Annotated in this window: 10 protein-coding genes; 9 read left to right on the top strand and 1 reads right to left on the bottom strand. The window is 43.6% G+C overall.

Going from position 1 to position 12,593, the window contains the following annotated elements; all coding sequences use genetic code 11:
* Positions 1–23 precede the first annotated feature (23 nt).
* From QWY16_RS10290 to QWY16_RS10270, 5 genes are all read left to right on the top strand, one after another.
* Complete coding sequence (locus QWY16_RS10290) at positions 24–1,100, top strand: YkvI family membrane protein (protein WP_300989143.1); 1,077 nt, start codon at positions 24–26, stop codon at positions 1,098–1,100.
* A gap of 504 nt (positions 1,101–1,604) precedes the next feature.
* On the top strand, positions 1,605–3,083 hold the full coding sequence (locus QWY16_RS10285; protein WP_300989142.1) for a PTS mannitol transporter subunit IIBC: 1,479 nt from the start codon (positions 1,605–1,607) through the stop codon (positions 3,081–3,083).
* A 39-nt stretch (positions 3,084–3,122) separates the two neighbouring features.
* Positions 3,123–3,560, top strand: coding sequence for a PTS mannitol transporter subunit IIA (locus QWY16_RS10280; RefSeq protein ID WP_300989141.1), 438 nt, complete (start codon positions 3,123–3,125; stop codon positions 3,558–3,560).
* Positions 3,561–4,712, top strand: coding sequence for a mannitol-1-phosphate 5-dehydrogenase (locus QWY16_RS10275; RefSeq protein WP_300989140.1), 1,152 nt, complete (start codon positions 3,561–3,563; stop codon positions 4,710–4,712).
* Positions 4,713–5,168: 456 nt separating this feature from the next.
* On the top strand, positions 5,169–6,431 hold the full coding sequence (locus QWY16_RS10270; protein WP_300989139.1) for a mechanosensitive ion channel: 1,263 nt from the start codon (positions 5,169–5,171) through the stop codon (positions 6,429–6,431).
* Positions 6,432–7,096: 665 nt separating this feature from the next.
* On the opposite strand, the gene QWY16_RS10265 is transcribed toward QWY16_RS10270, so the two are convergent.
* Positions 7,097–7,510, bottom strand: coding sequence for a DUF2892 domain-containing protein (locus QWY16_RS10265; RefSeq protein ID WP_300989138.1), 414 nt, complete (start codon positions 7,508–7,510; stop codon positions 7,097–7,099).
* A 242-nt stretch (positions 7,511–7,752) separates the two neighbouring features.
* Here QWY16_RS10265 and QWY16_RS10260 point away from each other — a divergent pair, with 242 nt between their 5' ends.
* The 4 genes from QWY16_RS10260 (at position 7,753) to QWY16_RS10245 (ending at position 12,521) form a co-directional block, all read left to right on the top strand.
* Positions 7,753–8,148 carry a peroxiredoxin family protein gene (locus QWY16_RS10260; RefSeq protein ID WP_367281314.1) on the top strand — a complete coding sequence of 132 codons (396 nt, stop codon included), beginning with the start codon at positions 7,753–7,755 and terminating at the stop codon, positions 8,146–8,148.
* A 139-nt stretch (positions 8,149–8,287) separates the two neighbouring features.
* Positions 8,288–9,097: an MBL fold metallo-hydrolase gene (locus QWY16_RS10255; RefSeq protein ID WP_300989137.1), complete on the top strand. Its 810-nt coding sequence runs from the start codon at positions 8,288–8,290 to the stop codon at positions 9,095–9,097.
* A 34-nt stretch (positions 9,098–9,131) separates the two neighbouring features.
* Entirely contained in the window at positions 9,132–10,862 is a 1,731-nt protein-coding gene (gene ade / locus QWY16_RS10250) for an adenine deaminase (protein WP_300989136.1), read from the top strand.
* 393 nt (positions 10,863–11,255) lie between these two features.
* Complete coding sequence (locus QWY16_RS10245) at positions 11,256–12,521, top strand: type 2 periplasmic-binding domain-containing protein (protein ID WP_300989135.1); 1,266 nt, start codon at positions 11,256–11,258, stop codon at positions 12,519–12,521.
* Positions 12,522–12,593 lie beyond the last annotated feature (72 nt).

The raw sequence follows: 12,593 nt of genomic DNA, 5'->3' as shown, positions 1-12,593 counted from the left end.
TTTAATCAAACGGGAGAAAGAACATGAGAAAAAGTTTTCAAATTGGCGGTGCTTTTATCGGTGTAATCGTTGGCGCAGGGTTCGCTTCCGGACAGGAAGTTCTGCAATTCTTTACGAGTTTCGGGATTTATGGAATTATCGGATCGTTTATTGCCATGGCGCTTTTCGCTTTTCTTGGGATGAATCTGACGCAACTGGGCAGCCGTCTTCAGACAAAATCGCATCAGCATGCCATTCGCCATATTTGCGGCAAGTATTTGAGTCCGGTCGTTGACGTCGCCATTACATTCTTCTTGTTTGGCGTAATGGTCGTCATGTTTTCCGGATCTGGTGCTATTTTCGAACAGCAATTCGGCATACCCGGTTCGGTCGGGAATATACTGATGGCCGTTCTAGTGATAGCTTCGGTAATGCTGAATGTCCAAAAAGTGATTTCACTGATTGGCGCTTTCACTCCGGTATTGCTGGTCGTCGTCATTATCATAAATGCGTATTCTCTTTTCAATTTCGAAATGTCGGCTGCAGAAATCGATGCGGCGACAGCTGCTGCTGCGAACAGCCAAGCCGCTCCCCATTGGCTGCTGGGTGCCATCCTTTACGTCTCTTATAATTTGGCTGCCGGTGCTGCAATGATGACGGTCATGGGCGGAACGGTAAAAGATGAGAAAGTTGCTGCATGGGGCGGGATCATTGGAGGATTGGGCCTTGGTTTGCTGATCTTGCTGATCAATGTATCGATGCTGACACAGTTGAAGAAGATTGCAGCGGTGCCGATGCCGATGCTGGTATTGACCAACCATATCAGCCCTCTTATCGGAGCATTCATGTCAATCATCTTGCTTGGCATGATCTACAACACGGCCGTCGGGATGCTCTATGCTTTCACAGCGCGCATCGTAAAGTCTGAAAGCCCGAAATTCAAAGTGTCGGTCATTGGTTTTGGCACTGCAGCATTTGCTTCCAGCTTTTTCGGATTTGTGACGCTCGTCGGAACTGTATATCCGGTGATGGGTTATCTAGGGTTCACGCTGATCGCGGCAATTGTCATCGCCTGGTTTCGGAGAAGAAAAGGGCAAGTGGCTAAGGAAGCATTCAGCTGAAGGATACGTTGGCCGAAAACTCAAGGAAAAGAAAAAATTACCTCTGGCATTTCGTTTAATGCCGGGGGTTTTTTCTGTCTAAAGCCAGCTTCATCAAATTTGATTTTGATGGATTTAATTTATCTTAAGTAACGGCGTTTCTGCATACTAAAAAGTTTTTATCGGGGGCTCTTAGGGAACATAAAACTAGGTGCGAAAATGGCGTACTCCTATCAATGAAGTAATTCCATCATGTTCCGGTTCTAAATGTCTGAAAATTCAGGCATTATCTATCGTCAATGATAGGAATATGCTACTATTTAAGTGAATTCATGCACCTACTTTAAGATTTTACTCAAAAGAGAGTAGAGGTGGTAAAACGTGTAATACGGTCGGCCTTTTCATTCTTAGATTCGGTATGCCAAAAGGAAGTGGCAGGCAAATTGTTAAGCCCAATTATTTATGCCTTCAGTATGGCTGAACTTATCATCGACATTGATAAAATTGGAGAAGAGAGGGATTAATATGGCTGATGCAAGCGTCCGTGCGCGAATCCAGCGCTTCGGAAGTTATTTGAGTGGAATGATCATGCCAAATATCGGTGCCTTTATTGCTTGGGGTCTTATTACTGCTTTGTTCATACCGGATGGCTGGTTCCCGAATGAAACTTTGGGTTCGCTGGTCGGCCCAATGATCACATATTTGTTGCCCTTATTGATCGGGTTCACAGGCGGGCGGCTCGTCTACGATTTTCGCGGTGGTGTACTTGGGGCCATAGCAACAATGGGGGTTATTGTCGGAGCTGAAATTCCGATGTTCCTTGGAGCCATGATCATGGGTCCGCTTGCCGGGTTTGCGATGAAATTAATAGACGGCTGGTTCCAGCATAGAATCAGAGTCGGTTTTGAAATGCTTTATAATAACTTTTCCGCTGGTATTTTAGGGGCATTCCTGGCGGGAATCGCTGTTTTCTTCGTCGGGCCGATCGTCAATACGTTGACGAATACACTGGCCAATGGCGTTGAAGTGATTGTCGATATGGGATTATTGCCGCTTGCGAGCATCATCATTGAACCGGCGAAAATCCTCTTCTTGAACAATGCCATTAACCATGGGATTCTGAGCCCATTGGGTGTGGAACAAGCGGCAGATGCAGGAAAATCCATTTTGTTCCTGCTCGAGACAAATCCAGGTCCAGGGCTTGGTGTGCTTTTGGCTTTCTCGGTATTCGGCAAAGGGATTTCAAAAGCGTCCGCGCCAGGAGCAGCCATCATCCAATTCCTGGGCGGGATTCATGAAATTTATTTCCCATATGTCTTAATGAAACCCATTTTGCTTCTGGCTGTAATTGCCGGCGGGATGAGCGGCGTATTCACATTTACCGTATTTAATGCCGGTCTGCCGGCAACACCGTCTCCCGGCAGCATTTTCGCATTGCTTGCTTTGACGCCGCAAGGAAATTACTTGGGCGTCATTTCCGGAGTGGTCGTAGCGGCAGCGGTATCGTTTGCTGTTGCATCTGTCGTATTGAAAACCAGCAAAGTGGAAGATGAAGATTTAGCGTCGGCAGCGGGAAGAATGGAAGAAATGAAAGGCAAGAAAAGCGATGCAACTGGTTACTTGACTCCAAAACCAGCGAAGGAAGTTGTGGGGATGACTTCAGGTGACCGGGTTGAAGCTGATAATACTCAGCCGGTCAATGCGGCTCCGCTTAAAAACACGGAAGAGATCCGAAAAGTCGTTTTCGCTTGCGACGCCGGAATGGGATCAAGTGCCATGGGGGCTTCGCTGCTCAGAAACAAATTCAAAAAAGAAAGTATCGATGTACCGGTGTCCAATACAGCAATCAACCAGCTTCCGGAAGATGCAGACATCGTAGTTACCCATAAAGATTTGACTGACCGAGCAAAAGCGAAACTGCCGAATGCTGAACATATTTCAGTAGAGAATTTCATGAACAGCCCGGAATACGATAAGCTGGCGAGACGTTTGAAAAATCAGTAGCAGCAATCTAAAAGAAAAATTCCAGTGGGAGTGATTTGGATGGCGAAAGAAGTATTGAGCAGAGAAAATATCAAATTGAATGTGCCGTTGAGCGGGAAAGAAGAAGCAATTCGATACACAGGAGAGATTCTTGTAAGGCAAGGATATGTCGATGCCGGTTATATCGATAAAATGTTTGAACGGGAAGAAATGGCTTCCACTTATATGGGGAACTTCCTGGCGATTCCGCATGGTACGGAAGATGCCAAAAAAAATGTCTTTGAAACGGGTATTTGTGTTGTAACTGTACCAGATGGAATTGACTTTGGAGATGGCAATCTGGCTAAGATATTCATCGGGATTGCTGGAAAAGGGAACGAGCACCTAGAAATTCTTTCGAATATCGCAATTGTCTGTTCGGAAGAAGAAAACATCGATAAAATTTTGAATGCCCGATCAGAAGAGGAAATCCTGGATCTCTTTAGCGAGGTGGGGTAAATGCAGGCAGTGCATTTCGGGGCAGGAAACATCGGCCGGGGGTTCATCGGCCTTCTACTCAATCAATCGGGATACAACATGCTTTTTCTCGATGTCAACGAATCAGTCATCAATGCACTAAATGAAAAGAAAGAATACGAAGTCACTTTATCGGCTACGGAAAGAGAAGTGATACGGGTCGACAATGTATGGGGCATCAACAGCATGTCGAATGCAGAAGAAGCAGCTGAATTTCTGAGCAAAGCAGACCTTGTCACGGCAGCGGTAGGACCGAATGTGCTGCCTGCGATTTCGGGGTTGCTGGCTGAAGGGTTGAAAAGAAGATTTCAGAACCGCCCGGAGCCATTGAATGTCATCGCCTGTGAAAATATGATCAATGGCAGTTCTGTGTTGAAAGAACATGTCTATAAGCATTTATCCGTGGAAGAAAGAAACATGGCTGACGAATTGATTGGCTTTCCCAATGCTGCTGTAGACCGGATAGTCCCGGATCAGCGCAGCGGCGATCTGCTTGGCGTAGCCGTAGAGCCATACTATGAATGGGTTGTTGAGCAGCCGGCAATCAAAGGGCAACGGCCACCCGTAAAAGGCATCACCTACGTGGATGATTTGAATCCTTATATAGAGCGCAAACTTTTCACAGTGAATACCGGCCATACTGTCCCAGCTTATTTAGGCCGCTATAGAGGACATCAAACGATCAATGAAGCGATGGATGATGAAGGAATTGAACGCATTCTACAAGGGGTGCTTCGGGAAACGGGAGAAGTACTGATTCAATTGCATCATTTTGACAGTGCCCAGCACGAAGCATATACCCGGAAAATCATCGGCCGGTTCCGAAATCCATATGTTTCAGACTTCGTTACACGTGTCGGGAGAAGTCCAATCCGGAAATTAGGAAGTAATGACCGTTTGGTCCGCCCGGCAAGCCTTTATCTGCAGCTAACCGGAAAAGAGCCGGTCAACTTGGCCACTGTGATTGCAGCCGTGCTGCTTTACGAAAATGATGAAGACGATGAAGCGCGCGAATTGCAGAAATTGGTTAAAGAAAAAGGATATGAGGATGCTTTCCGACAAGTTTCGGAATTACCGGTTGGCGACCCGCTAATTCCGGCAGTAATGAAGCAATTGGCTAATATGAAAAAATAAAGATTGAAGAAATGCAACGCAAAAAGCGGCAGTCGGACTGCCGTTTTTTTGTATCGCTTTTATAAAATAAACGTCTATTCAGCAATTATTCAATGATTTATAAAGTCATCAATTGTACTGAAATCATTATGCCATACTGAAGAGGTATTCAAGAAGCTGAAGGGGGTTGACTCGAAATCAGTTAGGGTGTGCAAGTGCGCGGAGCTTCGAAACCTCTTATCTCCGTTATGATCATTAAATATTATACAAATGGCCGAAAATGCAGTTCGACCGTTTGTTTTTTATTTAAAATGTTAGGTATCTTAAAAATTTGGGTAAAGCAACGTTATACAGAAGTTATATCATAAAATTGAAAAAATAATAAAAAAATATTGTTTAGATGGAAACATACGGGGAATATGGAAGAAGCAATCATATATAAATTGCAAAAAAAACGAAAAATGGAGGGAGAAGTCTATGAACCAATTCACGGGAGCTTTTCGGGACATGGGAACCACAATTGTGAATTTCCTGCCCAACGTCATTGGCGCCATTCTGTTGTTATTAGTCGCTTGGCTCGTTGCCACAATCGTCCGTGCAATTTTTACGAAAGGACTGAAAAAAGCTGGAGCACCCAATGCCATGGTCAAGGGCCATATGGCAAAGACGCAGGAAGATGCGAACAGTAAACTGGACTCGATCGGCAAAATTTTATACTACTTAATTTTCATCCTGTTCCTGCCTAGTGTGTTTGATCAACTGAATATGAGAGCCGTAGCAGCACCCATTACAAATATGATGGACAAATTGCTAGCCTTCATACCAAACTTGCTGATGGCAGCGATTATCCTCATACTTGGCTATTTCGTCGCTAAATTTGTAAAGAATCTGGTTGCAACCCTTCTGACTACAATTAATATCGACAAATGGTTCAACAAATTGACAAACAAAACTGGAACTCCGGAAAAAATGTCTGCAAGCAATAAAAACACATTAGCAAACGTTCTTGCAAATGTTGTTTTCGTTCTAGTCTTGATTCCAATCATCACAGTGGCACTTGAAACGTTGAATATCGATTCGATTTCGCGTCCGGTTTCCGACATGCTCAACCAAGTGCTAAATATGATTCCGAATATTTTTGTTGCGATTATCCTGATTTTAGTCGGGGTGGCAATCGGTAGATTTATCGGCGATTTGCTGGCCAGCCTCTTGAAAGGTACGGGACTTGATAATATTTCCCAGTCGTTGAACTCGGGTTCGAGACCGAATATGCCAACGCTTGATTTGGCTACAATTATCGGGAAAATTGTTCAAGTATTGATTATCGTTTTCTTCACAGTTGAAGCGTTGAACGTTTTGGAGCTGGAAGTGCTTAACAATATCGGGACTTCCATCATTGGCTACTTGCCGCTTGTGTTAAGCGGACTTATCATTTTGGGCCTCGGCATAATCGGCGCCAACTTGCTTGGAAATTACATCCAGCGTGCTTCTGGAAACCGCATGTACGGTGCAATTGTCAAATACGCGATTATCATCATTGCAGTATTTATGACGCTTGACCAATTGAATTTTGCCACAAGCATCGTCAATTTGGCATTCCTGTTCATCATCGCTGGACTGGCTGTGGCATTCGCCATTTCGTTCGGCATCGGCGGCCGGGATTTTGCGAAACGCCAATTGGACAAATTTGAAGCGAAAGCACAAGCAGAAGATAACAAACCGAATGACGGAAATTTATAAGTTCAGTAAAAAGAGAATGCCTTTGATAGGCATTCTCTTTTTTTAAGCTTGATGAGAAAGTCAAACTTGTACTTATGGTCATCCCTTAACCGATATTCCACCAACCAGCTGCAAAGACTTGGCCTCACAAACCTCGGCCAATGTCTTTGCGACGAAGCGCGCAGCGCTACAGGAGCATATGTTTTCAGCCGTAGGCGAGCGCCAAGCTGCTAAGTCTTTGCGACGAGCTTGCGCAGGAGCAGCGCACTTTCATGTCTCGAAGCTAGCGAAGCGATGCAGAGACAGTAGGGTTTTCTCCGCTGGTTGGCTCCATATCTAAAGAGCAAGCACAAACATTCGAGAGCTTTCTCAAACAGTCACACTTTTAGAGAATCTCTAAAGGTGACAAAAGGAAGTTGAATACAGCGGAAGGTGGGCGAAGGGCAAAGATGTGCTCCTGCATCGCTGCGCTAGCTTCGTCGCAAACGAACCGTGCAAAAGTACTTTTGCACAGTTCGCTTCCTGCGGAAATAACATGAGCTGAAGACCCTGGACTGAGCAAAGCGAAGGAAGCTGCTGAAGCCAAGTCCGCGGAAAGCGTCCCGCCTGGAGCGAAATGAAAAAGCTGAAGAGAATTTCGTGACAACCCGAAAAAAAGAATGCCTTCTATAAGGCATTCTCTTTTCTTATTTATTTTCATCTAGCAGATTCTTAAGAGCTTGTTTCTCCAAACTGATCTCATTTCCTGTTCTTGCACCCATTTTTCGAAGCAGCGGCAAAGGAGGGCACCAGCCTTGTACAGCCTGCTGAATCATGAAAAGACTGGCAGCTCCACTGAGATACATCCATTTCTTATTGGAAATTATGCCAAGAATAGAAGAAGTTAATGCAATCGAAGCCAAGTTCACTTCCAATATGCGCTGCGCATCCCATTCCTTTTCCAATTCAATGACGCGTTGCTGGATTGTTTCTCTGTCTTGCCCTTTAAAGTAATTTACATTTGCTTCAATTTGACGTTCAATTTCTCCGTTAATAAGGTCTGGCGTATGCTGGGCAATTCTTGACTGGGTTGAAGGTAATGTTTCGATTTCCATGGCCATGTTTATGCTACCTGCTTTCATTTTTTGTCTTAAGAAGTATTATTCCGCTATTTTCAAGTTTTAAACATGGAACAAGGAATTTATAAAGCCAGGCTTTAGATTATGATATAAAACTGAGGAGGTTTTACAATGCCTGTATTCAGCTTGGGAGAAGCGATGCCTGATTTTATACTGCCAGCAATATCTGGGGAAATTTTTCTTTTGAATCACAGAAAAAAACAGATAAAGGATGGCACTTCATTGTGTTTTTCAGGGAGTCCTGGTGTTTAGCCTGCATCAAAGCGCTTAAAGACTTGGAAAGCAATAAAACATATTTTACCGGGGAAAACATTCGCCTGATTGCTATTTCTACAGATATGCTTGCAGATTTGAAAAAAATGTCAGACAAACTTCAATTATCTTTTCCAGTATTAGCAGATGAAAACCAAGAGTTTTTAAAGCAATACGGCGTCTATCTGCACGGTGAAGAGTCCCCATACGAGGATACAGGAATACATGGTGAACCGGCCTATTTTTTGATGGATGAAAACGGGGAATTGCTTTATCAGCAAAGGCAGACTAGTCCTTATGGACGCCCGTCTGCCGATGAATTGCAGCAGATTATAAGGTTCATCAAGAAGAAACTGCAAACTGTCTAAATACAGGTAAAAGCGGAATCGATTTTTTCGAATCCGCTTTATTTATTGACTTAGCTTTCAAAAAGAACATATAAATTACCTGAATATTGCATTATACTTATTTCACCAGATGTGCCGGAATTAGAAAAGAGGGGTTTTCGTGGAAAGATACATTTGCGAAACATGCGGTATGCAATATGAGAATTCTGCTGTTCCACCGAGCCAGTGCAAAATCTGCAACGAAGAACGGCAATATATCAACCCGATGGGGCAAAGCTGGACCACTTTGGAATGTATGATGAAAGGGGCTCCTTATAAAAATTGGATTGCGGAGGATGAAGAGGAAATTCACAGTATTGTTACAAAACCTAGTTTTGCTATTGGCCAGACAGCCTATTTAGTGCGAGAGAAAGGGTTTAATCTATTATGGGATTGTATTACCTATATCGATCCTACGACAATTGAGGAAATAAAAGACCTGGGAGGTGTTGACGCCATCGCAATCTCTCATCCACATTATTATGCAAGCCAAGTGGAATGGGCCGATGCGTTCAATGCCGATATTTATATTCATGAAGACGACAGGCAGTGGGTGACCCGGCAAAGTGAAAAAATCATATTCTGGTCAGGACAGTCGATTGAACTGCATGAAGGATTGATACTGCATAAACTCGGCGGGCATTTTAAAGGGGCGACTGTGCTCGAATGCCAAAAAGGCATTATATTTTCCGGAGATATTGTCCGGGTAACGCCAGACTTCCATTGGGTCACTTTTATGTACAGCTATCCTAATTTCATTCCATTGCCGGCATCAACCATCCAAAGGATGGCAGATTATTTGAACGGGATCAACTATTATCGGATTTACGATGCTTTCCACCGGATAATAAAGGAAGATGCGGATGAAAAAGTGCAAAAATCAGCACAGCGGTATATTGATGCGCTGAACGGAAATTTCTTTTCTACGTAACGCTTTCAGGAAAAATAAGGAGGAAGAAAAATTTATGGAACGTGAACAGCTGAAAAAGAGAATTTTCACAGCAAATAAACAACAAGCAGCCGAGCTGGTGATTCGCAACGCAAATATTGTGAATGTCTTTACGAAAGAACTGACTCAAGGAGACATTGCCATTACAGACGGCGTGATTGTTGGCATCGGGGAATATGAAGGCGAAAAGGAAATTGATGCTGCCGGACGGTATATTTGCCCGGGCTTGATTGATGCCCATGTCCATATAGAATCGTCAATGGTGACTCCCCATCAGTTTTCCCAGGTCGTGCTGCCTCACGGAGTGACCACTGTCATTACTGATCCGCATGAAATTGCGAATGTCAGTGGATCCGAAGGCATTGAATTTATGCTGAACGATTCCGAATCTGCCATGCTGGATATACTTGTTATGCTGCCTTCTAGTGTGCCGGCAACTTCTTTTGAAAACTCAGGCGCTACACTGAGTTCAAATGATTTGCAGAAGTTTATCGGCCGTGACCGCGTTTTAGGGATAGCGGAAGTGATGGATTTCCCTTCTGTTTTGAACGGTAAAGACGGCATGCTAGACAAGCTATTGCTTAGCAGGCAAATAGACGGCCATGCGTCCGGATTAAAAGAAAATGACATCAATGTCTACCGCACTGCCGGCATATTGACAGATCATGAATGTGTCACCAAAGAAGAAGCGGTTATACGGCTGCAGCGAGGCATGTATGTCATGCTAAGGGAAGGTTCAGTAGCCAAAAACCTGTCAGCGCTACTCGAAGCAGTTAATGAAAACAATGCACACCGCTGTTTATTTTGCACGGATGATAAGCATTTGGACGACTTAATCGAAGAAGGCAGCATCGATTTTAACGTCAGGGCCGCCATACAATATGGCATTAATCCAATTACAGCGATCTCCATGGCAAGTCTCAATGCGGCACAATGCTACGGTCTGCATACAAAAGGCGCAATTGCCCCCGGATTTGATGCGGATTTTATCCTCCTCGACAATCTGGAAGAATTTACAATTTGTGAAGTTTATAAAAAAGGCAAGCTTGCGGCTGCAAATGGTCGATACGCGGGGCCCGATTCTTCTGGGGCAACTACCGAAAAAGTGCGGGAGACGGTAAATCTTAGCCGATATACTCAAAAAGACTTGCAGATCCATTTAGGAAAAAGCACAAAAGCGAATATTATCGGTATCAATCCCAATAGCCTCATAACGGAGCATTTAGTTGAAGAAGTAGAGACGATAGACGGCTATTTCCTGTCGGACATTCAAAAAGATCTGCTTAAAATCGCAGTGGTCGAAAGACATCGCGCCACTGGAAATATCGGCCTTGGCATTGTCAAAGGGCTCGGATTGAAAAGCGGAGCCATTGCGACTACTGTCGCGCACGATTCGCACAATATCATCGCGGTCGGAACCAATGATGCAGATATCTTACGCGCTGTTGATGCGCTCGAGAGAATGGGAGGCGGACTCACGGTGGCGGAAAAAGGGGAAGTGTTGGCAGAACTTCCGCTGCCGGTAGCGGGACTGATGTCTGAAGAAACCTTTGAAGAAGTCTATAAGGAATTAAAGCAAGTGGATAAAGCCCTTTCAAAACTGGGCGCTCCGTCTCACTTTAATGCCTTTCTCACTTTATCTTTTTTGTCTTTGCCAGTTATTCCCCATTTGAAGATCACCGATTGCGGTTTATTCGAAATGGCAGCGTTCCGGCACATTGAAGTTCCGGTTGATGAGGGAAGGTAAGAAATCAGCTTTAATACTTAATCTTTAAATGAAAAACCAAGAGCTTGATTCATTGTTGGATCAAGCTCTTTAAATTGGGCAAGAACAATTCAATGTATTCAACTACTTAGGCCAAAATTTGGAACTTTATATGGCCGGTTTTTTCTCGTTCTAAATTGAATAAAATGCCGATTATAGAAAAAGTGGTTTAGAAAAATTACGAAGAAGGAATTAGTGCAGAAGATGTATGTTTTGCTGCTGAATTTGCTTTGCGGCTCGGATTATAATATTATTAAGAAAAATATTCAAAATAGTTGAAATTTCTGATTTATTAGGAAGGAGTGGAGAAATAAGGATATCGCTATATTTTAAGGATAAATGTAAGCGCTAACATTAAAAAAGGGGGCTAAATTGATGAAAAATTTTTTATTGTATCTCGCTATTATTTCAGTTTTAATATTATCGGGATGCGGCGGCGGTTCTGGCAGTGGAGAAACCGCTGACGGAAAAATTGAATTGACCTTCATTAACGGGTTTACTGGCGGAGACGGAGATTATATGAAAAAAATCACCAATGGCTTTAATGAATCGCAAGATAAGTATGTAATCAAAGAATCCCAGGAAAAAGATCATTACACGAAATTCAAAACTGGAAATTATGATTTAGTTATGATCCATACGGATTTGCTTGAAACATTCAAGCAAGATGGCATGATTCAAGACATCAGCAGTTTAATGGAAACTGCTGGAATTAGCCCAGACGATTTTCATCCTGTTGCAAAAGAACAAGTGACTTTTGATGACGGTGTCTTTGCGCTGCCTCTAGATATCCATCCCATGACCATGTTCTATAATAAAAAACTGGCTCCTGAAGCTCCTCAAACCTATGAGGATTTTGCAAAATTAACGACTACGCTCCAGCAACAAGATCCCAACCTGTTTGCGACAGGGGTCCCAAGTGCAGGCCTTGGGGAATGGTTCATTATGACAGTAGCAGCTCAAAATGGAATCAATATGGTTGAAGACAATCATGTGAACTTTTCTCAAGAAGAACTGGCTGATGCGTTAATGATTTACCACGATATGATTTTTAAAGACAAAATATCTCCCCAAGGCTTAGGGCTGGATGGAGAATTCCAGGCTTTCATGAAACAAGTGGATGAAGGCGGCAGTGCCGTTCAGACGGCCACGGCATTAACGGGTCCCTGGTATTACCAAGCTGTAAAAGAAGCCTATGGAGATGATTTAGGAATCGCTTCTGTCCCAGTAATCGCAGAGCAGCCGGGTGTTTACGGCGCTGGACATACACTTGCCCTGCCTTCTTCAGTAACCGATGAGGAGCGCATGGCTGGACTTGCGGAATTTCTGAAATACATGTATACACCTGAAAATTTGATCAACTGGGCAGATAGCGGACAAGCGCCTACGCATATACCGACAATGGAATTGGTGGAAGCCGATCCTGAAAAATACCCGCTTTCCGCGCAGAACATCAAACAATTTGAGTCTTTCGAAGGTGCTCCTAAATTGTATCAGTATCGCGAACAGGTCCGTTATGTAGTAGAAAATGTATATCCGAAAGTTGTCGGGGACGCAAATATTACAAAAGAAACACTGATGAGCGAACTGAAAAAAGCGACAGAGCAAGCGAAACAAGTCGCAGAGACAGCACCTCAGTAACTGGTTGATAAAGAAATATAAATGAACGGCATTTCCTACTGTAAATCAGTGAAATGCCGTTCTATTTAAATA

Origin of the sequence: Planococcus shenhongbingii (assembly GCF_030413635.1) — a bacterium.
Lineage (GTDB): Bacteria > Bacillota > Bacilli > Bacillales_A > Planococcaceae > Planococcus > Planococcus shenhongbingii.
The sequence above is the reverse complement of the archived record's forward strand: the minus strand, read 5'-3'. Positions and strand labels throughout refer to the sequence as shown.

What these genes read in the sequence shown, in the direction of transcription:
- QWY16_RS10290 (WP_300989143.1), top strand. Translation starts at nt 24, where the DNA reads ATGAGAAAAAGTTTTCAAATTGGCGGTGCTTTTATCGGTGTAATCGTT.
- QWY16_RS10285 (WP_300989142.1), top strand. Translation starts at nt 1,605, where the DNA reads ATGGCTGATGCAAGCGTCCGTGCGCGAATCCAGCGCTTCGGAAGTTAT.
- QWY16_RS10280 (WP_300989141.1), top strand. Translation starts at nt 3,123, where the DNA reads ATGGCGAAAGAAGTATTGAGCAGAGAAAATATCAAATTGAATGTGCCG.
- QWY16_RS10275 (WP_300989140.1), top strand. Translation starts at nt 3,561, where the DNA reads ATGCAGGCAGTGCATTTCGGGGCAGGAAACATCGGCCGGGGGTTCATC.
- QWY16_RS10270 (WP_300989139.1), top strand. Translation starts at nt 5,169, where the DNA reads ATGAACCAATTCACGGGAGCTTTTCGGGACATGGGAACCACAATTGTG.
- QWY16_RS10265 (WP_300989138.1), bottom strand. Translation starts at nt 7,510, where the DNA reads ATGGCCATGGAAATCGAAACATTACCTTCAACCCAGTCAAGAATTGCC.
- ade (WP_300989136.1), top strand. Translation starts at nt 9,132, where the DNA reads ATGGAACGTGAACAGCTGAAAAAGAGAATTTTCACAGCAAATAAACAA.
- QWY16_RS10245 (WP_300989135.1), top strand. Translation starts at nt 11,256, where the DNA reads ATGAAAAATTTTTTATTGTATCTCGCTATTATTTCAGTTTTAATATTA.